14 protein-coding genes are annotated in these 22,303 nt (G+C 71.3%); 6 read left to right on the top strand and 8 right to left on the bottom strand.

Annotated features, from left to right (window positions below; genetic code table 11):
* From K8638_RS23730 to K8638_RS23740, 3 genes are all read left to right on the top strand, one after another.
* Nucleotides 1-924, top strand: a complete 924-nt coding sequence (locus K8638_RS23730; protein WP_223756882.1) for a hypothetical protein — start codon at nucleotides 1-3, stop codon at nucleotides 922-924.
* 111 nt (nucleotides 925-1,035) lie between these two features.
* The gene (locus K8638_RS23735) at nucleotides 1,036-2,286 is read left to right on the top strand and encodes an oxygenase MpaB family protein (protein ID WP_223756883.1); all 1,251 of its coding nucleotides are present in this window, start codon (nucleotides 1,036-1,038) and stop codon (nucleotides 2,284-2,286) included.
* A gap of 1 nt (nucleotide 2,287) precedes the next feature.
* Nucleotides 2,288-3,031: a hypothetical protein gene (locus K8638_RS23740; protein ID WP_223756884.1), complete on the top strand. Its 744-nt coding sequence runs from the start codon at nucleotides 2,288-2,290 to the stop codon at nucleotides 3,029-3,031.
* A gap of 10 nt (nucleotides 3,032-3,041) precedes the next feature.
* Here the strand turns inward: K8638_RS23740 and K8638_RS23745 are convergent, their stop codons facing one another.
* Nucleotides 3,042-4,547, bottom strand: coding sequence for a rhomboid family intramembrane serine protease (locus tag K8638_RS23745; protein WP_370644097.1), 1,506 nt, complete (start codon nucleotides 4,545-4,547; stop codon nucleotides 3,042-3,044).
* A gap of 174 nt (nucleotides 4,548-4,721) precedes the next feature.
* Between K8638_RS23745 and K8638_RS23750 the strand changes: the two genes are divergently transcribed.
* Both K8638_RS23750 and K8638_RS23755 read left to right on the top strand, forming a co-directional pair.
* Nucleotides 4,722-6,536 (top strand): FHA domain-containing protein, encoded by a 1,815-nt coding sequence (locus K8638_RS23750; protein WP_223756886.1) that lies wholly within the window; start codon nucleotides 4,722-4,724, stop codon nucleotides 6,534-6,536.
* 86 nt (nucleotides 6,537-6,622) lie between these two features.
* Nucleotides 6,623-7,216, top strand: coding sequence for a response regulator (locus K8638_RS23755; protein WP_002634367.1), 594 nt, complete (start codon nucleotides 6,623-6,625; stop codon nucleotides 7,214-7,216).
* Between the two features lie 37 nt (nucleotides 7,217-7,253).
* Here the strand turns inward: K8638_RS23755 and K8638_RS23760 are convergent, their stop codons facing one another.
* Genes K8638_RS23760 through K8638_RS23770 form a run of 3 tightly spaced genes read right to left on the bottom strand, consistent with a single transcriptional unit; the run spans nucleotide 7,254 to nucleotide 9,664 of the window.
* The gene (locus K8638_RS23760) at nucleotides 7,254-8,030 is read right to left on the bottom strand and encodes an enoyl-CoA hydratase/isomerase family protein (RefSeq protein WP_223756887.1); all 777 of its coding nucleotides are present in this window, start codon (nucleotides 8,028-8,030) and stop codon (nucleotides 7,254-7,256) included.
* A 14-nt stretch (nucleotides 8,031-8,044) separates the two neighbouring features.
* Nucleotides 8,045-8,257 carry a biotin/lipoyl-binding carrier protein gene (locus K8638_RS23765; protein ID WP_169350026.1) on the bottom strand — a complete coding sequence of 71 codons (213 nt, stop codon included), beginning with the start codon at nucleotides 8,255-8,257 and terminating at the stop codon, nucleotides 8,045-8,047.
* A gap of 54 nt (nucleotides 8,258-8,311) precedes the next feature.
* The gene (locus K8638_RS23770; RefSeq protein WP_223756888.1) at nucleotides 8,312-9,664 is read right to left on the bottom strand and encodes an acetyl/propionyl/methylcrotonyl-CoA carboxylase subunit alpha; all 1,353 of its coding nucleotides are present in this window, start codon (nucleotides 9,662-9,664) and stop codon (nucleotides 8,312-8,314) included.
* Nucleotides 9,665-9,836: 172 nt separating this feature from the next.
* Here K8638_RS23770 and K8638_RS23775 point away from each other — a divergent pair, with 172 nt between their 5' ends.
* The gene (locus K8638_RS23775; protein ID WP_223757068.1) at nucleotides 9,837-10,190 is read left to right on the top strand and encodes a hypothetical protein; all 354 of its coding nucleotides are present in this window, start codon (nucleotides 9,837-9,839) and stop codon (nucleotides 10,188-10,190) included.
* 2 nt (nucleotides 10,191-10,192) lie between these two features.
* On the opposite strand, the gene ftsZ is transcribed toward K8638_RS23775, so the two are convergent.
* From ftsZ to K8638_RS23795, 4 genes are all read right to left on the bottom strand, one after another.
* On the bottom strand, nucleotides 10,193-11,419 hold the full coding sequence (gene ftsZ / locus K8638_RS23780) for a cell division protein FtsZ (protein ID WP_223756889.1): 1,227 nt from the start codon (nucleotides 11,417-11,419) through the stop codon (nucleotides 10,193-10,195).
* A 363-nt stretch (nucleotides 11,420-11,782) separates the two neighbouring features.
* Nucleotides 11,783-19,720, bottom strand: coding sequence for an Ig-like domain-containing protein (locus K8638_RS23785; protein WP_223756890.1), 7,938 nt, complete (start codon nucleotides 19,718-19,720; stop codon nucleotides 11,783-11,785).
* Nucleotides 19,721-20,079: 359 nt separating this feature from the next.
* Nucleotides 20,080-21,312 carry a cell division protein FtsA gene (gene ftsA / locus K8638_RS23790; RefSeq protein WP_223756891.1) on the bottom strand — a complete coding sequence of 411 codons (1,233 nt, stop codon included), beginning with the start codon at nucleotides 21,310-21,312 and terminating at the stop codon, nucleotides 20,080-20,082.
* Nucleotides 21,313-21,356: 44 nt separating this feature from the next.
* Entirely contained in the window at nucleotides 21,357-22,211 is an 855-nt protein-coding gene (locus K8638_RS23795; protein ID WP_223756892.1) for a cell division protein FtsQ/DivIB, read from the bottom strand.
* Nucleotides 22,212-22,303 lie beyond the last annotated feature (92 nt).

Genomic DNA, 22,303 nt, shown 5'->3' on the forward strand with positions numbered 1-22,303 from the left:
GTGCTCGCGCTCGGCCTGGCGTTGCTACTCACCTCCACGGCGCTCCCGCCGCGCGACGCGCACGCGGCCCCCTCGGTGCTCGAAGCGCACGTGGCTCTGGAAACAGGCGCCGCGGAGTGCCTCCCCGTGGACGCGCGCGGTGAGCCCTACCCCATCTGCTTCGACCCGGGGGACGGGCTGGTGCTGGGCACGGGGGGCCGGCTGCGGGACGGAGAAGGGGCGCCGTCTCTGCGGGCCGGCGTCCACATCCGCACGGGGCGCACCAGCCGGAGCAAGGGCACGCCCTGGTTCAACAGTCACCGCCTGCTGGGCCTGGAGGCCTGGGGCGGCGAGCAGCGCGGGCTCACCTTCACCGTGTACGACGGCACCCTGCGCCGGCACCTGGAGGAGGGCTTCATCCTGGTGCCCACCGCGCGCCCGCTGCGCATCCCCTTCCCCTTCGACGTGACGCTGGCGCCCCGCGTGGGTCACCTGGAGCGGCGCGTGTGGGAAGGCCCCGGCTGGACGCTGGAGACGGTGCGCGCCGGCCTGCTGCTGGACCCGGTGCGCTCGGAGACGGGGCGGGTGTGGCTGGGCGTGGGGCCCGTGGCCAGCCACACGCTGCGGCGCTCGCCCGACGGCGCCGAGCACACCGTGTCCCCCTTCACGACGCTGATGCTCGACACGGGCGTGGAGTCCGAGGACGGGCTGTGGGCGCTGCGCGCGTCGGGGCTCGCGGGGTGGAGCCTCGGTTTCGAGAATGGGACGTTCTTCCGCGCTCGGGCCGAGGCCGGCCTGGAGCGCGTGCTGCTGGCGGTGGAGGACCAGCCGGTGGTGCTCCAGCTCTCCGGCGCATACACACACCGGGACGCGGGACTCTCACGGCGGAGCGAATGGACGGCGGGCGCGGGGCTCGCGGTGCGCGCCTTCAGCGCCCGGTGGTGAAGTGAAGCGCCTCCGCCCGCGCTGAAACATCCACTCGCGACGACCAGCCCTGGCATCAGGGTCCGTATCACCGTCAGGAGGGCACATTTCCCGCGCCCTCCGGGACCCAACATGGCACCGAGCTTCTGGACCCACGCGTCCCTCGACGCGCTGCGGATGCATGGAGATCCGCTCGCGGACTCCGTCATCGAGCGGCTGTTCACCGAAGGCAGGGTGGACGCCGTCAACTTCCTGATGCGCGCGCTCGTCAGCAACGACGACCTGCCCTCCTCCCAGCTCCCGCCCTACGTGCTCGACTACCTGGCCCGCACGTCGGCGGACCTGCCCGCCATCGACGCCGAGCACCTCCGGCGGGCGCAGGCCCTCTTCGGCCTCTTCGGGCCGGAAATCATGGCGGTGCTCGGCTTCTACTCGCTGCCCGCCTCATACGCGGCGCGCAAGGGCGTCCAGGTGCTCGACCGCACCGGCTACCTGCGCAAGGCCCCCGTGCGCCGCCTCTTCGAGACGGCGCAGTTCGTGGTGGATGTGATGAGCGCGGGAGGCCTCGAAGCCGGTGGCCGCGGCCTGCGCACCGCTCAGAAGGTGCGGCTGATGCACGCGGCCGTGCGCCACCTCATCCTCCAGGACACCGCCCGGCCGTGGGACGCGGCGGAGCTGGGCATGCCCATCAATCAGGAGGACATGGCCGGCACGCTGATGACCTTCTCGTACGTGGTCCTCGAAGGGCTCAAGGCGCTCGACATCGCCCTCTCCTCCCGGCAGCAGGAGGCGTGGCTGCATGCCTGGGGCGCCGTGGGACACGTGCTCGGGTTGGAGCCGCGGCTCATCCCCTCCAACATGGAGGAGGCGCGCGAGCTGACCTTCCTCATCCGCGAGCGGCAGATTGCCCCCAGCTCCGAGGGCGTGGTGATGACGCACTCGCTGATGGAGGGCCTGAAGGAGCTGGTGCCCGGCCCGCTGCACGGACTGCCCGCCAGCCTCATCCACTTCTTCCTGGACCAGGACCAATGGCGGGGCCTCAACGTGGCGGACATGCTCCAGGTGCCCCGGCCGGACTGGACGGCCGTCATCCCCGAGGGGCTCCGGTACGTCGGCGGCTTCGTGGGGTGGATGGGGGACCGCACGCCGGTGGCGGCCCGGCTGCTGCGCTTCGTCAGCCGGGACTTCGTGGCGGCCATGGTGCGCGCCGGCAACGGGGGCCCGCGCGCCACCTTCAGCCTGCCGGAGGAGCTCCAGTCGAAGTGGCTGCTGGCACCCGAGCGGCGCGCCGCGCTCCCCGAGGCCCTGCGCGGCTTCGGCGAGGTCCTGGCCGCCGCCCGCGACGCGCTGACGCCTCGAGTCCTGTCCCGGAAGGTGGCCTGAGATGCTCCGCTCCCTGTTGCCCGAGAACTACGTCGTCGGCGGGCCGTATGACCCGCTGGCCTGGTTCAACATCGTCGGCGAGGTGGGCTGCGTCTTCTGGGTGCTGGCCTATGCCTTCATCATCCGCCAGTGCTTCAAGGACAAGTCGTACGGCCTGCCCCTGGTGGCCATCTGCATGAACCTGGCGTGGGAGTTCCTCGCCTCGTGGATCATCCCCAACCCGGTGCCGCTCTGGCACCTGTTCGACCGGGTCTGGTTCTTCGTGGACCTGGTCATCGTCTACCAGTTGCTGCGCTACGGGCGCTCGCTGCAGACGATTCCGGAGGTGCGGCAGCACTTCCATTGGGTGGTGGCGGGCACCACGGTGCTGGCGGGCATCGGGCTCTACACCTTCTACCTCCAGTACCACGACCTGCTCGGGCTGGTGGGCGCGTTCATGATCAACCTGGTGATGAGCGTGAGCTTCGTCTTCTTCTACTTCTCGCGCCGCCACCAGGCAGGCGTGGGCCTGTCCGTGCCCGCCGCGTTGTGCAAGATGCTGGGCACCCTGGGCACCTCCATCGAGTGCCACTACGTCATCGGCATGACGCAGCCCTGGCTGGGCGGCCTGTCCTTCCTCCACTTCCTCTGCGTCTCCATCTTCCTGTTCGACGCGCTCTACCTGTACCTCGTGGCGAAGGCGGCGCTGGCTCGCGCGCCCGCGGCGCGGGGGGAGCGGCCCGCCGGAGCCCTGGCCGTGGCGTAGTAGCCTCCTGTCAGTCCGGGTGCGGAGCGCCGCTTCCCGGGTGCCCCCCCGGCGCGTCCATCACGGCTCGCAGCGCCAGCTCCGCGGCCCGCAGCCGCGCGTCGCGCGGGTCCACGCGCCGTGCCTCCTCCAGGCGCTCCAGCGCGCGCGCCACGTCGCCCCGCGCCAGCTCGCAGCGCACGCCGGCCTCCAGCGCCCCCGTGTCCGAGGGCCCGTACACCTGGGCCTCCGCCGCCGCGTGGCACCCCTCGTCCACCCGTCCCGCCTCGAGGAGCGCCCGCGCCAGCTCCACGCGCGTCTCCACATGCGAGGGCGCCACCCGCACCGCGTCCGCCAGCGGCGCCACCGCTTCCTCCGGCACGCCCCAGCGCCTCAGCGTCACGCCCAGCGCGCGCAGCGGCCCCGGCGCGCCCGGCACCAGCAGCGCCCGAGCCCTCGCCTCGCGCAGCACCGCCGGCTCGCCGAAGCGCAACTCCGCCACCATCCGGTCCACCACCGCCTCGTAGGCCGGGTACGCCGCGGGCCAGGTGAAGAGCAGCCGGTACACCCATTCCCCTCGCGGCACGAAGAAGGCCACCAGGTGCGTGGCCCCACCCGGGCCTTCCAGCTCCGCCCGCATCCGCTGCGCGGCCCTTCCGCCCACCCGCACCGGCGTGGGCCCGGCCACCTTCAACGTCCGCCCCTCCGGCCCCGGCGCCCCGGGCACCAGCGACTCCTCCTGGAAGTGCCGCGCCTGCGCGGCGCCGTCCCCGGGCTCGCCCACCTCGATGACCTCCGCGGAGAAGGTGGCACGCCCCAGGCCCGGCAGCCCGTTGGAGAAGGAGCGCCTCCCCTGCCCGTCCTCCTCGCTCCGCCAGCCCTCCGGCAGCCCCACCGACACCCCGAAACCGTCGTCCCGCTCCACCCGCCAGCCGGAGCGCTCGCCCACCACCAGCGCCGCCACCACCGCCGCGGTCAGCACCACGGCCACCGGCCGCGCCGCCCCGGCTCGGCCCAGGGAGCGGGGCTCCAGGAAGGCGCCCACCAGCAGCCCGGTGAGCAGGCCTCCCAGGTGCCCGGCGTTGTCCACGCCCACCGACGTCCACCCCATCCACAGGAAGATGAGCACCGTGGGCAGCGCGCTCTCTCCGGAGAGCCAGCGCGCGCTCGGCAGCCGCGCGCGGTAACGCCGGCCCAGCACCAGCAGCGCCCCCACGCACCCGTAGACGAGCCCCGAGGCTCCCACGCTCACCGCCCCCGACCACCCGAGCGAGCCCGCCATGGTGGTCAGCCCCGCCGCCACCAGCAGCGCCGCGTACTCCCCGCGTCTGCACGTCCGCTCCAGCGCCGTGCCCGCCGCCACCAGCACCAGCAGGTTGAGCCCCAGGTGCAGCCAGTCCCGGTGCAGGAAGTTGGCGGTGACGAGCCGCCACGTCTGACCTGCCTCCACCACCAGCGGCCCCGCCTTGGCGCCCCAGCGCACCAACGCGTCCACGTCCGCCGGACCCGCCCACACCACCGCCCCGTGCACCGCCACCAGGGCCACCGCAAGGGCCAAAGTGACCCAGGGCCCCCCGCTCCCGGCCGATTGACCGATGGACAACAGGCTCGCCTGCCCCTCCTCTTGGGAAGAAAGCCCTGTCTTTTGAGGGGGATACATGGCTTGTGCAGGTAAAGTCCGTTCTGCTATGACTGTACGCGGATCGGACCCGTGCTGAAGCTCATCATCGAAGACGACGAGGGGCGCAAGACCGTTGTTCCCTTCGTGCGTGACGAGATCACCATCGGCCGTCAGGAGGGAAACACCATCCGCCTGACGGAACGTAACGTGTCTCGCCGTCACGCACGATTGGTGCGACTCAATGGCCACGTCGTGGTGGAAGACCTGGGTAGCTATAACGGCACCCGGATCAACGGCGAGCGAATCGCGGGTCAGTCGCCCCTGAAAGAGGGCGACCTGATCCAGATCGGCGACTACGACCTGGCCCTCCAGGCCGAGGGCGCCGCCAGCGTCGCCGGCCCCATCACCGCCAAGGTTCCCGCCCGCAGGCCGGAACTGGCGAAGACGGAGCCCGCGCTCGAGGCCATTTCCCCGCAGGCGCAGGAGCAGGAGGAGGAAGACACCTCCGACGAGCGCGCCTCCGAGGAGGACGGGGACGAGCACGACCAGACCCCGCCGCCCTCCGCCGACGTGCGCCGGCACTCCACCTCCATCATCCGCCTGGACCAGGTGGAGGCGGACCGCCCCCGCAAGGTGATGGACGTGCCCGCCGAGGACGCCCCCCGGCTGGTGGTGCTGACGCCGGACGAGCTGAAGGGCCAGGAGTTCGCCTGCATCCGCACCGAGCTGCGGATCGGCCGCACCGACGACAACGACATCACGCTGGACCATCGCTCCCTGTCGCGCACGCACGCCAAGCTGGTGCGCGAGGACGGCGGCGAGTGGCGCGTCATCGACATGCAGTCCGCCAACGGGCTGACCGTCAATGGCGAGAGCTACGCCCAGGCCACGCTCGGCAGCGGCGACATCATCGAGCTGGGGCACGTGAAGCTCCGCTTCCTCCACGCCGGTGACGCCGCGGACGACGTGCCCGCGAGCGAGGGCGGCTCACGCTCCAAGATGCCGCTGGTGGCGGGGCTCGTCGCCCTGCTGCTGGGCATTGGCGGCGCCGCCTTCTTCGCCATGCGCTCGCAGCAGGGCACCCAGCCGGTGCAGCCGGTGGCCCAGCCCACGGAGCCCACGCCGGAGCCCACCCCGGAGCCGGTGCGTCCTCCCTCCAATGGCGAGCCGACCCAGGCGGCCAACCCGCCCGAGGGTCAGACGCCCGAGACGCCGCCCACGCCGGCCGGCCCCTCGCTCCAGGAGCGGATGACGCTGGCCCAGGAGGCCATCGAGGCCCGCGACTTCGACAAGGCCGAGGACTACCTGTCCAACGCCAAGGATGCCCAGGGCAAGCGCCCGAAGGCCGCGGAGGACCTGCTCGACCGGGCCCGCGCGGAGCGGATGGTGGAGAAGCAGCTCGCCGCCGCCCGCACGGCGCTCTCCGAGGGCAAGCTCGACGACGCGGACGAGGCGCTGCGGGACAGCGCCGGCACCCAGGCCTTCGCCACCGAGCGCGCGGACCTGCTCGCCCGGCTCGCCGAGGCCCGGAAGAAGACGGCCGCCGTGACGCCTCCCCCGCCCACCAACCCCACCATCCCCGCGGGCGCCACCGAGCCCGCCGCGGTGCCGACGGTGGACAAGCTCCTCGTCGACATCCGCGAGCTGCTCAAGGCGAAGCAGAGCGCGAAGTACCGCGAGGCGCTCAAGCTGGCGAAGGAGTGCGCCAGGGTGGCCCCGTCCAACCCCGACTGCCATCTGATGCTGGGCACGGTGGAGGCCCGCCTGGGCAACATCGACACGGGCGCGGACCACTACCGCCGCTACATCGAGCTGGCTCCACAGGACCATCCGTACCGCGCCGGCGTGCTGGAGCGCCTGCGCATGTACGACACGGGCAAGCAGCAGGAAAACCCGGGAGGCTGACCCTCCATTGTCGGTTGTGGATGCCCGGCATTCCCGAGTTCCACATCCACCCAACCAACGCTGTTCACCTGCAGCGAGGAGACGCTGTGCAGATTCGCATCCTGGTGGTTGATGACGAGCAGGACAACTGCGACTACCTCAAGCTGGTGCTGACCCGTGAGGGTTACGAGGTCGTGACCACGACGGACCCCACGCAGACGGTGGAGATCCTCCGTGGCTCGGACTTCCATCTGGTCATCCTGGACATGATGATGCCGCAGATGTCCGGCACCGAGGTACTCGAGCAGATTCGCAAGTACGACACCGACGTCGCCGTCATCGTCGCCACCGCGTACCCCACGGTGGACACGGCCGTGGCGTCGCTCAAGGCCCAGGCTTCCGACTACGTGAAGAAGCCCATGGAGCCGGAGCAATTCATCACCGCGGTCCGCAACGCCCTCCAGAAGAAGGGCCTGTCGCAGGACCCGGAGGCGGACCTGCACCGCGCCATCGGCCGCACCATCCGCGACGCGCGCAAGACGCAGGAGCTCACGCTCAAGCAGCTCGCGCGGCGCACCGGCCTGTCCGTGTCGCTGCTGTCGCAGATTGAGCGCGCGGAGTCCTCCGCCTCCATCTCCTCGCTGTACAAGATTGCCTCGGCGCTCCAGCTGCGCATGGGCGAGCTGTTCGGCGACACCTGAGGCGGCACGCGGTACCGCCCCCCACCGGCCGCCGTGACTAACGGCCGGTGAAGCGGGGCGGGCGCTTCTCCAGGAAGGACGCCCGCCCCTCCTTCGCGTCCTCGCTGCCGAAGGCCGCCGCGCGCAGCTCGCGCAGCCGCGCCCGGTCCGCCTCTCCCAACGAGGCCCTGGCGAGCAGGCCGAAGGACTCCTTCATCCCCGACACCGCCAGCGGCGCATGCCCCGCCAGCGTGGCGCACAGCGCGAGCGCGCGGGCCTCGGCCGCGTCCGCCTCCAGACACTCGTCCAGCAGGCCCCAGTCGAGCGCCTCCCTCGCGTCCAGCTTCCGGGCGGCCAGGAAGAGCTGCTTGGCGCGGGCGAAGCCCACCAGCCGCGCCGCCCGGGCCAGTCCCTCCGGCGAGTAGACGATGCCCAGCCGCGCCGGGGGCATGAGGAAGACGGTGCCCGGCGTGCCCACGCGGAAGTCGCACGAGGCCGCCAGGTCGAAGCCCGCGCCCACCGCCGCGCCCTCCACCAGCGCCACGCTGGGCGCCGGGTGCCGCTCCAGCTTCAGGAGGCACGCCACCAGCGGGTCATCCGGCAGCCGCCCGTCCGCGCCAGGCGGCCCCAGGTGCGTCAAGTCATAGCCGGAGCAGAAGGTGCCGCCCGCGCCGCGCACCAGCAGCGCGCGGACATGCGGGGCGGGCGCCAGCGCCGCATCCAGCCGGGCCAGCAGCGCGTCGTTGAGCGCGTTGCGCCGGGCCGGGTTGGACACCGTGAGCACGCGGATGCCACCCTCCCGGTCCTCCACCTCCAGCGACGGCTCCGCTCCCAACGAAGGCTCCACCGCTAGCCGAGCACCACGAGGACGTCGCCCTCGTTGACGGGCTGGGACTCCTTGCAGCGAATCTCCTTCACCGTGCCGCCCTCCTCCGCCTCCACCGGCATCTCCATCTTCATGGACTCGAGGATGACGAGCGTGTCGCCCGCGTTGACCTGCTGGCCAACCTTCACCTCGATCTTCCACACCGTACCGGTGATGTGCGCCGCGACGTCCGCCATAAAAACCGTGCCTCCTCAGGGGGTGGATGGGGCTGGAGCGGGCCCCGGCTGCTGCTACGCCGGCTTGGCGTGGTGCTCCAGGAAGTGCGTGTCCAGCTCGCCGGCCCGGAAGGCCGCATCCTGCACGATGCGCAGGTGGAGCGGGATGTTCGTCTTGATGCCTTCGATGCGGAAGTTCCGCAGCGCCGCCACGGAGCGCTCAATCGCCTGGGCGCGCGTGTCGCCGGAGATGATGAGCTTGGCAATCATCGGGTCGTAGTTCGGCGTGACGGTGTTGCCCTCGCCGTAGCCCGAGTCCAGCCGGACGCCCTCGCCCGTGGGAGGCTGGAACACCTTGAGGGGGCCCGGCGAGGGGAAGAACTTCACCGGGTCCTCCGCGTAGATGCGGAACTCCAGCGCCGCCCCGCGCCGCTTCACGTCCTCCTGCTTCACCGTGAGGCGCTCGCCCGCGGCGATGCGCAGCTGCCAGCCGATGAGGTCCAGCCCCGTGGTCAGCTCCGTCACCGGGTGCTCCACCTGGAGCCGGGCGTTCATCTCGATGAAGTAGACCTGCCCGTCCGAGTAGAGGAACTCCACCGTGCCGGCGTTGGCGTAGCCGAACGTCTTCGCGGCGGTGACGGCGGCGGTGAACAGCGTCTTCGCCAGCTCCGGGTTGCGCCCGTCGGCGAACAGCACGGAGGGCGCCTCCTCCACCACCTTCTGGTGCCGGCGCTGGATGGAGCACTCGCGCTCCAGGCAGTGGATGAGGTGGCCGTGGTGGTCGCCCAGAATCTGGACCTCGATGTGGCGCGGCGCCGGGAAGTAGCGCTCCAGGTAGACGCCCTCGCGGCCGAAGGCGGCCTTCGCCCGGTCCGTGCACTGGCGGAAGACCTTCTCCAGCTCCGCGGCGTCCTTCGCCACCGCCATGCCGATGCCGCCGCCGCCGCTGGCCGCCTTGCACAGCACCGGGTAGCCGATGCGCTCGGCCGCCTCCAGTGCGCCCGCCACGTCCGGCACCACGCCGTCGCTGCCGGGCACCACCGGCACGCCGGCCGCGGCCACCAGCTTGCGAGCCTGGCTCTTGTCCTTCATCCGCGCCATGGCCGCCGGGGGCGGGCCCACGAAGGTGAGCCCCGCGTCCGCGCAGGCCTGGGCGAACTCTCCGTTTTCGGACAGGAAGCCGTAACCGGGGTGCACGGCCTGGGCGCCCGTCTGCTTCGCGGCGTCCAGGATGGCGGCGATGTTGAGGTAGCTGTCCTTCGCCGGGGCGGGGCCGATGCGCACGGCCTCGTCCGCCTCCTTCACGAAGGGCAGCTCGGCGTCCGCGTCCGAGTACACGGCGACCGTCTTCAGCCCCATCCCCCGGGCCACGGTGCTGATCCGCCGGGCAATCTCTCCCCGGTTGGCGATGAGCAGCTTCTGGAACATGGCGACGCCCTCCCCTGCGAAGGGCGGCGAACCTAACCCTCGCCCCCTCTCAAGACAAGGGCGCGAGCGAGTGCGCTACAGGAGGGTACAGTCCCGTAAATTTGCGGCTTTGCGCGGCCATGACGTACCTTGCCGCACCGTGAAGCCCCCCTCTTCCACAGGCCCTGGCGGCGTGGTGGATCTCCACCGTGCGCGCCGCGCGAAGCGGCTGGACCTCTACCGTTCCCGGCAGGCGGATCGCGTGCGCTCCGTCCGCGCCACGCTCGAAGCCCTCACCCAGAGCGGCACCCTCTTCACCCAGGAGGGCACGCGGCGCGGGCTGTCCCTGCTGAAGGCGCTGCAGCTGCTTCAGCGCGCCGGCGCCCGTCTGGACGAGCTGTCCGGCGGCGGCGTGCTGCCCGCGCCCCGCAGGCCGGAGCGGGTCGACGCGCTGTACGAGGAGGTGGATGACCTCTTCGACCGCGCGGACAAGCTGGCCGGCCGCGACGAGGCGAGCGTGGCCCGCCTCCCGGGCAGCCAGGGCTGACCTTACGGCAGCTCCGTCTGGCCCTGGCGCCGGAGGAAGGTGGGGATGTCGAACTGATCCTCATCCAGCGGCAGCGCGGCGTCCTTCACCACGGCGGTGCGGGCGCTGACGGCCTTGCCGCCCTCCACGGAGGACAGGGCGCGGGGCTGGCTGCCCCCCTTCGTGGGCACCAGGCTGGCCACCTCCTCGCGCGAGGCGGCGAGCACCGACGCCGGAGCCGGGCGGGACAGCGGCACCTGCACCACCGGCGCCACGGGGCGCGCCTTGGGCGCGTCGCGGTGGACGAAGCCGGTGGCGATGATGGTGATCTTCACCTCGTCCTGGATCTGGTCGTCGATGAGCGAGCCGAAGATGATCTCCGCCTCGCTGTCCGCCGCGTCGTGGACCAGGGTGAGCGCCTCGTTGACCTCCTGAAGCGTCATGTCCCGGCCGCCGGTGATGTTGATGAGCAGGCCGGTGGCGCCGTCGATGGAGACGTCCTCCAGCAGCGGGCTGGAGATGGCCTGCTGCATGGCGGTCAGGGCGCGCTTGTCGCCGGACGAGTGGCCGGTGCCCATGAGCGCCAGGCCCTTGTCGCTCATGATGGTCTTCACGTCCGCGAAGTCCACGTTGATGTAGCCGTGGTACTGGATGAGGTCGCTGATGCCCTGCACGGCGTTCAGCAGCACCTCGTCCGCGCGCTTGAAGGTCTCCAGCAGCGGCATGGGCTCGTTGGAGAGCGACAACAGGCGCTGATTGGGAATCGTGATGAGGGTGTCCACCGCGGCCTTCAGCTCCACGATGCCCTGCTCGGCCTGCTTGCGGCGCTTGTTGCCCTCGAAGAGGAAGGGCTTGGTGACGACACCCACCGTCAGGCAGCCCAGGCTCTTGGCGATGTCCGCGATGATGGGCGCGGCGCCCGTGCCGGTGCCGCCGCCCATGCCGGCGGTGACGAACACCATGTCGGCGCCCTCGAGCACCGCGGCAATCTGGTCGCGCGACTCCAGGGCGGCCTCGCGGCCCATCTCCGGGTTGGCGCCCGCGCCCAGGCCCTTCGTCAGCGTCTGCCCGAGCTGCAGCCGCGTGGGCGCCTTGCTCGCGGCGAGCGCCTGGACATCGGTGTTCGCGGCGATGAAGTCGACCCGGTCGAGCTTCGAGAGAATCATCGTGTTGACCGCGTTGCAGCCGGCCCCACCTGCCCCCACCACCCGAATCTTGGCGGCCTGCTTGTTCTGGTCGAACTGGTCCATGGCGGTCCTTTCGGCTGGAGCGGCGCGGTGCAGCGCGCGCACTCCCAACCTCCACAATCATCAGCAAGTCCCACGCTTTGGCAAGTATTCCGCTACGAGCCTGTAGCGGGATGCTTCGCCGCCGAGTCCTCACGCACACTTACACGGCATCCCCCGCGTGCGCGCGGTGCGGCCTGGTGGGTGCACTTCGCCTCTTGACTCGCGAAAAGCGGCCCCCCTTGGCGGGTCGGACTCACGCCCTACCCGAAAAACAAAGGGTGGTCCCGGAACGACTTCCAGGACCACCCTCGCTCATCGTCCGGTGTGCCTCACCGGGTCCTCATCGGCGCCAGCAGCGCGCCTACCAGGGGCCGGCGGAGCGCGTCAGGGGGCGTCGCGCTCGACCTCCACCTTGCCCACGCGGAGGATGTTGAACTCCACGCGGCGGTTGTTCTCGCGGCCCTTCGCCGTCTTGTTGGTGTCCACCGGCTTCGTCTCGCCGTAGCCCTCGGACTCCAGGCGGCCGGCGGCGATGCCCTCCTCGATGAGGAAGGCGCGCACGTTGGCGGCGCGGCGCTTGGACAGGTCCAGGTTCATGGCGTCGTTGCCCTGGTCGTCCGTGTGGCCCTCGATGCGCAGCAGCTCCACCTGCGGGTTGGCGCGCAGCACCGCGGCCACCTGCTTCAGCAGCGGGAAGGAGCGCGCGAGGATGATGTCCTTCGCCGTGGCGAAGTACACCTTCTCCAGGATGAGGATGCGCTCGCCGTCGACCTGCACCTTCACCTTGCCCTTGTCCGGGCAGCCGTCCTCGTCCTGCACGCCGTTGATGACCTCCGGCTCGGCCGGGCACTTGTCCGCCGTGTCGGGGATGCCGTCCTTGTCGTTGTCCAGCTCGGGGCAGCCGTCCGCGTCCTCGAAGCCGTCCTTGTCCTCGGCGGACTTGGGGCAGCCATCGTTCGGGTCCAGCAGGCCGTCACCATCCGAGTCCACCGGCGCGGGCTCCGTGTCCGGGCACCCGTCCGCGTCCTCGTGGCCGTTCTTCGTCTCGGGCTCGTTCACGCACTTGTCGGAGTCGTCGAAGATGCCGTCCTTGTCGTTGTCCACGTCGGGGCAGCCGTCCGCGTCCTCGAAGCCGTCCTTGTCCTCGGGCTCCGTGGAGCACGCGTCCTGGCCGTCCACCAGGCCGTCGCCGTCCGAGTCCACCGGAGCGGGCGGCGGGGCCTTCTTCGGCTCGCGCGAGGGCTCGGGGCTGTAGCTCAGGCCTCCGAGCACGCGAAAGCCCGGCGTGCCATAGCCGCGGGTGAGGCCCGGCCCGGCGCCCAGGTGCGCGGAGAAGCCACTCACCGAGCGGTACTTCAGCGCGGCCAGCAGCTCCAGGGGACGCTCCTCCGAGTCCTGCTCCTCGAAGCCGAGCCCGCCTACCAGGGTGGCGGCGGCGGCCAGCGGAAGCTCGCCCACGGTGAAGGGCATCTCCGCGCCCAGGCCGAAGGCCAGCGAGTTGCCGGTGTGCAGGTTGCGGAGCTGCTGCTTGCTGCGGAAGTCCACGCCCAGGTTGGCCGCGAGGCGCAGCTTCTGGCCGTACTCCGCCACCAGGCGCGGCTGCACGCCAAAGCCCGAGCCGCCGAGGAAGTCCGCCTCGCCACCCGTGGGCAGCACCACCGGCACCGCCAGCGCGAGGTCGAAGTCCTCACCGTCCACCAGCCGGGCCTTGGGCACCACGCGCAGGTCGCCGATGCCGCCGGAGCCCACGCCCTGCGAGAAGGACGGGTCCACCTGCGGCGCCGGCTCCGAGTCCTGCAGCGTCACCGGCAGCAGCACGCCCACCTCGAAGCGGTCGAACAGGCCGACCGCCCCCATCAGGTCCAGCCCCACCTGGCTGCGCACCAGGGCGGTGATGAACCGGTCCTCGCGCGGGTCCAGGAAGTTGAGCGGCTTGTCCGCGTAGTTGAGGGACAGGCCCACGTTCCAGCCCAGGTGGGGATGCACGCGGGCGCTGTGCACGCCGAGGATGTCGTTGACGCTCGGCCCCGGCTTGTACTGCTGCACGTCGATGGCCTGCGAGGCCGTGGGCACTGTCACCTGCGCCTCGGCCGGCGAGGCCACCAGCGCGCCCGTGAGCGCGAGTCCACCAGCGGCCCCGGCCACCAGGGCCCGGGAGGGACGCCGGCCCGCGCGGCGCAGGCGTCCCAGCAGGGGCAGCGCGAGAAGCAGCAGTGCCAGCGGCGCGAAGGTGCCCGCCCCGCCCGTGCTGCAGCCACGGCCCACCACGACGAAGTCGTCGTTGCCGTCCAGCGGGTCGCCGCCGCCGTTGACCTCGTCGCCGTCGCTGGCACCGCCCTGGTCCGTGTCGGAGTTGAGCGGGTCGGTCTCTCCGTCGTCGAGGCCGCCGTTGTGGTTGGCGTCCTCCACACCGTCCTTCAGTCCGTCCTCGTCCGAGTCGGGATTGAGCGGGTCGGTGGCGTTGCTGCCCCGCACCTCCACCCCGTCGCTCAGGCCGTCGTCGTCCGTGTCCGCGTTGTTCGGGTCGGTCTCGGTGGCGCCCACGCGGCCGTTGTGGTCCGCGTCCTCCGCGCCGTCGTTCAGCCCGTCACCGTCCGTGTCCGCCCGCTTCGGGTCGGTGGTGGTGCTCGGGTCGTCATCCGGGCGGAAGTTGGGCGAGCGGGTGTTGGTGCCCACCGGCGCGTTCTCCAGCGTCACGCCCAGCTCCGTGCCGTCGAGGATGCCGTCGTTGTCGCTGTCCGGATCCTTCGCGTCGATGGTCCCGTCCCCGTCCGTGTCGGTGAGGCCATCCGCGCCGTCCTGCACGCCGTCGTCGTCGGTGTCCGCGTCGAGCGGGTCCGTGCCCAGCTCGATTTCGGTGATGTCATCCACGCCGTCGCCGTCCGAGTCGGTCATCGCCACCGTGAAGGTGTTCGTGTCCGTGGCGGTATTCCCGGCCGTATCAGTGGTCGTAGCGGTGACGGAGTGAGAACCATTGGTCAGCGGCGTGGCGCCAGTCACGGACCAGGTGCCATCCGCGGCCGCCGTCGTCGTGCCCACCGTCTGGCCGTCCACCACCACCGTCACCGTGGCCCCCGGCTCCGCCGTGCCCGTGTACGTCACCGTGCCGGTGTTGAGCACCGCGCCCTCCGCGGGCGTGGTGATGGCCACCGACGTCTGCGTGTCCACCGTGAAGGCGTTCGTGTCCATGGCGGTGTTGCCCTGTGCATCCGTGGCCGTCGCCGTCACCGTGTGTGCCCCATCCGCCAGCGGAGTGGCGACAGCAACCGACCAGGAGCCATCGGCGGCCGCCGTCACCGTACCCACCGTCTGGCCGTCCACCGCCACCGTCACCGTGGCGCCCGGCTCGGCCATGCCCGTGTACGTCACCACCGGGTTGCTGAGCACCGCGCCCTCGGCCGGAGTGGCAATGGCCACCGACGTCTGCGCGTCCACCGTGAAGGTGTTCGTGTCCGTGGCGGTATTGCCAGCCGCGTCCGTGGCCGTGGCCGTCACCGAGTGCGGACCATTGGTCAGCGGCGTAGCGCCAGTCACGGACCAGGTGCCATCCGCGGCCGCCGTCGTCGTGCCCACCGTCTGGCCGTCCACCACCACCGTCACCGTGGCCCCCGGCTCCGCCGTGCCCGTGTACGTCACCGTGCCGGTGTTGAGCACCGCGCCCTCCGCGGGCGTGGTGATGGCCACCGACGTCGCCGTGTCCACCGTGAAGGCGTTCGTGTCCGTGGCGGTGTTGCCCTGCGAGTCGCGCGCCGTGGCCGTCACCGTGTGAGCTCCGTCCGCCAGCGTGGTGTTCGACTCGATCTGCCAGCTACCGTCCGCAGCGGCCGTCACCGTACCAAGCGTCTGACCGTCCACTACCACCGTCACCTCGGCCCCCGGCTCCGCCGTGCCCCGGTACGTCACCGTGCCGTTGTTGAGCACCGCGCCCTCGGCCGGAGTGGTAATGGCCACGGACGTCTGCGCGTCCACCGTGAAGGTGTTCGTGTCCGTGGCGGTGTTGCCGGCCGCGTCCGTGGCCGTGGCCGTCACCGAGTGCGGACCATTGGTCAGCGGCGTGGCGCCGGTCACGGACCAGCTTCCGTCCGCACCCGCCGTCACCGTGCCCACCGTCTGGCCGTCCACCACCACCGTCACCGTGGCCCCCGGCTCCGCCGTGCCCGTGTACGTCACCGTGCCGGTGTTGAGCACCGCGCCCTCGGCCGGAGCCGTGATGGCCACCGACGTCGCCGTGTCCACCGTGAAGGCGTTCGTGTCCGTGGCGGTGTTGCCCTGCGCATCGCGCGCCGTGGCCGTCACCGTGTGAGCTCCGTCCGCCAGCGTGGTGTTCGACTCGATCTGCCAGCTACCGTCCGCAGCGGCCGTCACCGTGCCAAGCGTCTGACCGTCCACCACCACCGTCACCTCGGCCCCCGGCTCCGCCGTGCCCCGGTACGTCACCACCGGGTTGCCGAGCACCGCGCCCTCGGCCGGAGCCGTGATGGCCACCGACGTCGCCGTGTCCACCGTGAAGGCGTGGGTGTCGGTAGCCGTGTTGCCTTGCGCATCACGCGCCGTGGCCGTCACCGTGTGCGTTCCGTCCGCCAGCGTCGCGGCGGAGGCCAGGGACCAGGAGCCATCCGCGGCCGCCGTCACCGTGCCAAGCGTCTGACCGTCCACCACCACCGTCACCTCGGCACCCGGCTCCGCCGTGCCCGAGTACGTCACCACGGGGTTGGTCAGCACCGCGCCGTCCGCGGGTAGCAGGATGTCCACCACCGTCTGCGTATTCACCGAGAAGGTATTCGTGTCCGTGGCGGTGTTGCCCTGCGCATCACGCGCCGTGGCCGTCACCGTGTGAGCTCCGTCCGCCAGCGTCGCGGCGGAGGCCAGGGACCAGGAGCCATCCGCGGCCGCCGTCACCGTGCCAAGCGTCTGACCATCCACCACCACCGTCACCTCGGCGCCTGGCTCCGCCGTGCCCGAGTACGTCACCACGGGGTTGCCGAGCACCGCGCCCTCGGCGGGCGAGGTGATGGCCACCGACGTCGCCGTGTCCACCGTGAAGGCGTTCGTGTCCGTGGCGGTGTTACCGGCCGTGTCCGTGGCCGTCGCCGTCACCGTGTGAGCCCCGTCCGCCAGCGTCGCGGCGGAAGCCAGGGACCAGGAGCCATCCGCGGCCGCCGTCACCGTGCCCACCGTCTGGCCGTCCACCACCACCGTCACCGTGGCCCCCGGCTCCGCCGTACCCGTGTACGTCACCACCGGGTTGCCGAGCACCGCGCCCTCGGCCGGAGCCGTGATGGCCACCGACGTCGCCGTGTCCACAGAGAAGGCGTGGGTGTCGGTAGCCGTGTTGCCTTGCGCATCACGCGCCGTGGCCGTCACCGCGTGCGAACCATCCGCCAGCGAAGTGGCGACAGCAACCGACCAGGAGCCATCGGCGGCGGCCGTCACCGTGCCCACCGTCTGGCCATCCACCACCACCGTCACTTCCGCGCCCGGCTCCGCCGTGCCCTGGTACGTCACCACGGGGTTGGTCAGCACCACACCATCGGCGGGCGTGGTGATGGCCACCGACGTCTGCGCGTCCACCGTGAAGGTGTTCGTGTCCGTGGCGGTATTGCCGGCCGTGTCCGTGGCCGTCGCCGTCACCGTGTGCGGACCATCGGTCAGCGGCGTGGCGCCGGTCACGGACCAGCTTCCGTCCGCACCCGCCGTCACCGTGCCCACCGTCTGGCCGTCCACCACCACCGTCACCGTGGCCCCCGGCTCCGCCGTACCCGTGTACGTCACCGTGCCGTTGTTGAGCACCGCGCCCTCCGCCGGCGTCGCGATGGCCACCGACGTCGCCGTGTCCACCGTGAAGGCGTTCGTGTCCGTGGCGGTATTGCCAGCCGCGTCCGTGGCCGTGGCCGTCACCGAGTGCGGACCATCGGTCAGCGGCGTGGCGCCAGTCACGGACCAACTCCCGTCCGCGCCCGCCGTCACCGTGCCCACCGTCTGGCCGTCCACCACCACCGTCACCGTGGCCCCCGGCTCCGCCGTACCCGTGTACGTCACCGTGCCGGTGTTGAGCACCGCGCCCTCGGCCGGAGCCGTGATGGCCACCGACGTCGCCGTGTCCACCGTGAAGGCGTTCGTGTCCGTGGCGGTGTTGCCGGCCGTGTCCGTGGCCGTCGCCGTCACCGAGTGCGGACCATCCGCCAGCGTCGCCACGGCCGCCACGGACCAGGAGCCATCCGCGCCCGCCGTCACCGTGCCCACCGTCTGGCCGTCCACCACCACCGTCACCGTGGCGCCCGGCTCCGCCGTACCCGTGTACGTCACCACCGGGTTGGTCAGCACCGCGCCCTCGGCCGGCGTTGCAATGGCGACCGAGGTCGCCGTGTCCACCGTGAAGGCGTTCGTGTCCGTGGCGGTGTTGCCGGCCGTGTCCGTGGCCGTCGCTGTCACCGTGTGCGCCCCATCCGCCAGCGTCGCGGCGGAAGCCAGGGACCAGGAGCCATCCGCGGCGGCCGTCACCGTGCCCACCGTCTGGCCGTCCACCACCACCGTCACCGTGGCGCCCGGCTCCGCCGTGCCCGTGTACGTCACCACCGGGTTGGTCAGCACCGCGCCCTCGGCCGGCGTCGCAATGGCCACCGACGTCGCCGTGTCCACCCGGAAGGAGTGGGAATCCGTGGTGGTCGCGCCCAGCGGGTCGACCGCCGTGGCCACCGCCGTGTGCTGCCCGTCCGGCAGCGGCGTCGCCGCGGTCACGGTCCAGCTGCCATCGGCGGCCGCCGTCACCGGCCCCAGCGTCTGACCGTTCACCACCACCGTCACCGTGGCGCCCGGCTCCGCCGTGCCCGTGTACGTCACCACGGGGTTCGTCAGCACCGCGCCGTTGGCCGGCGTCAGGAGGTCCACCGGATCCGCCGAGGCCAGGACCACCCGCGTGACGAGACCGGGGCTGCCCTGCACGGCGCCGTACGAAGGTCCGTCGATGGCGCCCGCGTCCGGCTGAACCCCCGCGACGCCCTGGGCGGCGCTCGCGTCGCAGGTAATCGCCAGGCCCTCCAGCAGCACGCGGCCACCGCCACCACCACCACCCGTGCCGTGGGGCGAATCGAGGAAGGTGGAGTCACCGCCCTTCCCCCCCCGCGCGAAGACCCTGTCCGCGCCGCAGGTGAGCGTGCCCGTGAAGCGCAGGTACAGCGTGCCGCCCGCGCCACCGCCGCTCGCCGCGTCATTCACCGCGCCGCCACCCGCCGCGCCATCCGCCGAAATCTCGCCCGCGCCGGAGAGAGAATCGCCGCGGATGAAGACGATGCCGCCGCCGTTACCGCCCGAGGTGCCCGTGTCATCGTTGCTGTGTCCGGCGCCACCACCACCGCCGAACAGCAGGCGGGTCGCCGGGTCGTAGACCAGCTGCGTGCCACCCAGACCACCCACGTCACGCGACGGAGGCTCATCGCCGCTCCAGGTGCGGCCGCCCTTGCCACCCGCGCCGGCACCACCACCACCGCCGCCACCCGAGTTGTGGCACACGCCGCCACCACCGGCGTTGACCACGTTGCCGTTGCCGAACATCTGGGCGGTCACGGGGGGAAAGCCCAGATCGAAGGTGTAGTAGAGCGAGGACGCCACGCCCTCGCCCTTCGGCGCGCCGTGGGGCCAGAGCAGGTCCAGGCCGTCACAGCCGTCATCCTGTCCATTGAGCATGATGCCGCCGCGGAAGCCCCGCCCGCTCGCGGTGATGACACCCGCGTTGTTCACCGCGCCCGTCGCCAGGAAGGCCACCACGCCACCCATCGCCCCATCCCAGGGCTGGGCGACGATGCGGCCCGTACCGGTGACGGTGACCGTGGTGTACTCGGGCACCTTCACCACCTGCGTCGCCAGGGCCGCGAAGGCCACCGTGAGCGGTTGGGTGAACTCGATTTGTCCGGGGTCGCCGTCCACCACCGCCGCCACGCGAGCGAACTCCCAGCGTCCAACGGCGCCGCCCGCGAGGGGAACGGGCGTCTGGTCACCCGAGGTGACAGGCAGCGGATGACCCGCGCCCTGCAGCACCAGCACCAGGTCCCCGGCATTGAAGCCCGCCGTGGCGCTCACCACGACGAAGTCCTGCCCGGCCGCAACGGCCTCCCGGACCTGGGCATAGCTGTTGACGGTTTGCTCGTCGTTGACGGTCAGCGGACCATCCGAGCCATCGCCCAGGCCAAAGGTGTCGGGCTCGGCGTAAGCGGAGGGAGCGACCAGCACGGCGCACAGGAGCGCCAGCAGACCGGCGGCAGGCAACCGGGCACGAAGCCGCGGCGCCGGTACCAGCGAAGTGGGGGTGTGGGTGTTTTCGTTCATGGGCGGGGCCCGCCGGGGTGGGATGGGTGTCCCGGCGGCAACAGCCGCACATAGCAATCCCGAAGCCAGCCGCCGTCCACTTCCCGCCCCCTCACGGTTCCGAGGGCTTCGGCGACCCACCACTCCCCTCTTAGAGGGGCCAATCCGAATCACGGATCCGGATTCTGGAAACCGGACAGCTTGAGACCCCAACGGTGCCGTGGAGGGCCCCACTTGACGCGTCACCCGGCGACGCGGCCCCCGGCTGACGCGTCCATCCCGGACGCACCCGGCGTATGACGCACCCGGCCGGAACGCAAAAAGGGGCCCCCCTTCCGGAGAGCCCCTTCACATGCGGCGGGCGAGCGAGCCTCGGCCCGTCAGAAGATTTCCTCGAGCCACTCGCGCATGCGGCCCTTCACCTTCTTGTACACGTTCTCCTCGCGGATGCGGAACATGCGCCGGTCCAGGTGCTTGGCACCGTAGACGACCAGGCCCACGCCGGTGGCGTACATGGGGCTCTTCACCACGTCCACCAGCCCGCCGATGCCGCGCGGCATGCCCCGGCGCACCGGCAGTCCCAGCACCTCTTCGGCCAGCTCCGGCATGCCGGCCAGCAGCGTGGAGCCACCCGTAATCACCACGCCCGAGGCCAGCAGGTCCTCGTAGCCGCACTTCTGGATTTCGCGGTGCACGAGCTGGAAGATCTCCTCCACCCGCGGCTCCAGAATCTCGCAGAGAATCTGCCGCCCCAGCACGCGCGGCTGGCGGCCGCCCACGCTCGGCACCTCAATCGTCTCGTCCTTGTTGATGAGGGACGCGAGCGCGCAGCCGTACTTCTGCTTGATGCGCTCGGCCTCGTGCGCCGGCGTGCGCAGGCCGATGGCGATGTCGCTGGTGAGGTTGTTGCCGCCCAGCGCAATCACCGCCGTGTGCACGATGGAGCCGCCGGAGAAGATGGCGATGTCCGTGGTGCCGCCGCCGATGTCGACGAGGCACACGCCCAGCTCCTTCTCGTCCTCGCCCAGCACCGCCTCCGCGCTCGCCAGCGGCTGGAGCACGATGTCGGAGACATTCAGCCCCGTGCGGTTGGCGCACTTGACGATGTTCTGCGCGCTGGAGACGGCCCCGGTGACGATGTGCACCTTGGCCTCCAGGCGCACGCCCGCCATGCCCAGCGGCTCCTTGATGCCGCCCTGGTCGTCGATGATGAACTCCTGCGGAAGGACGTGGATGACCTCCCGGTCCAGCGGAATGGCCACCGCCTTCGCCGCGTCGATGACACGGGCGATGTCCGCCTCGCGGACCTCCTTGTCCTTCACCGCGACGATGCCCTGGGAGTTGAACCCCTTGATGTGGCCGCCGGCGATACCCGTGTAGACGTGAGAGATTTCGGCGCCAGCCATCAGCTCCGCTTCCTCGACGGCGCGGCGGATGGAGGACACCGTGGCCTCGATGTTGACCACCACGCCCTTGCGCAACCCCTTCGACGGGTGCGTACCGATACCGATGATGTCGATCCCGCTGTCGGTCAGCTCCCCGACGATGGCGCAGATCTTCGTCGTGCCGATGTCGAGGCCGACGATGATCTCCCCCGACTTCTGCTTCGCCATGACAACCCTCCCAGGCCCCCCACTCTCGTGAAAGGGGCATCCTCTTACCGCGTCGAGGTCCCGTTCCTCTCGGAGACAGGACTCGAAAGCTTCACCGCCACCCAACCGGGCCGAGCACGGTTATCCAGGTGAATGATCTCCGCTGCAAGTCCCCTCGCACCCAGCTCGCGCCGGACACGGTCCAACCGCTGCAGCTTGACCTCGGAATCCCCTTCTCCCAGGCGCACTTCCTGGCCGGACGCCGTCACCAGCGCCAGCCCCTGCGCCTCCACGCGGACCTCGGACAGCCGCTCGTCCTTGCCGGGTGACAGCGCCGTGTACGCGCGCGCCACCTCCAGCGCCGAGCGGATGCGCTCCCGCGCCACCACCGGGTCCGTCACGTAGCCTTCCCTGTCAAGCCCCGTGACGAGCGGCAAATCCAGCCCGTCTCCCGGCGTCACCCGCTTGAAGGGCTCGCCGTCCTCGTCCAGGACGTACAAATCCCCCAGCACCGCCATGGCGACGGGGACGTGCTCGGTCACCTCCACCGACACGCGGTTGGGAAAGCGCCGGGTGACCTCGACCGTCTTCACCCAGGGGTGCTGCGACATGGCGCGCTCCAGGGTGCCCGTGTCCAGGCTCCACAGGTTCTGCCCCTTCGTCAGCGCGGCCAGCCGCAGCAGCTCCACGCGGGATGCGCGCTGGAGACCGGAGAAGGACACCGCCGCCAGGTCGAAGCGGGGGGACGTCAGCGCCCAACGCCGCGCTTCCACCCCACCCCACACCAGCAGGCCCGTGGCCAGCGTCAGCGCCAGCACCTTCAGGACGCCCGGCCCGTGCGTGCGCACGGCGCCCTTCACCGCCTCCTTCTGCTGGGCGGTGTCCTGACGGCGGCGATTTCGCGTTCTGCCAAAGGCCATGGGTCGGGGACGGTCGCACGCATGCTGCGCGCGGATGGATCTCCACGCCAGTTTTTGGCTACAGGTACGTCGCTGTAGCGCCCGGCGGCTGG

Origin of the sequence: Myxococcus sp. RHSTA-1-4 (genome assembly GCF_020037125.1) — a bacterium.
Taxonomy (GTDB): domain Bacteria; phylum Myxococcota; class Myxococcia; order Myxococcales; family Myxococcaceae; genus Myxococcus.

Excerpts from the sequence above, each read along its gene's own strand:
- K8638_RS23785 (WP_223756890.1), bottom strand. The coding sequence starts at position 19,720 with ATGAACGAAAACACCCACACCCCCACTTCGCTGGTACCGGCGCCGCGG.
- ftsA (WP_223756891.1), bottom strand. The coding sequence starts at position 21,312 with ATGGCGAAGCAGAAGTCGGGGGAGATCATCGTCGGCCTCGACATCGGC.
- K8638_RS23770 (WP_223756888.1), bottom strand. The coding sequence starts at position 9,664 with ATGTTCCAGAAGCTGCTCATCGCCAACCGGGGAGAGATTGCCCGGCGG.
- K8638_RS23765 (WP_169350026.1), bottom strand. The coding sequence starts at position 8,257 with ATGGCGGACGTCGCGGCGCACATCACCGGTACGGTGTGGAAGATCGAG.
- K8638_RS23735 (WP_223756883.1), top strand. The coding sequence starts at position 1,036 with ATGGCACCGAGCTTCTGGACCCACGCGTCCCTCGACGCGCTGCGGATG.
- ftsZ (WP_223756889.1), bottom strand. The coding sequence starts at position 11,419 with ATGGACCAGTTCGACCAGAACAAGCAGGCCGCCAAGATTCGGGTGGTG.
- K8638_RS23740 (WP_223756884.1), top strand. The coding sequence starts at position 2,288 with ATGCTCCGCTCCCTGTTGCCCGAGAACTACGTCGTCGGCGGGCCGTAT.
- K8638_RS23795 (WP_223756892.1), bottom strand. The coding sequence starts at position 22,211 with ATGGCCTTTGGCAGAACGCGAAATCGCCGCCGTCAGGACACCGCCCAG.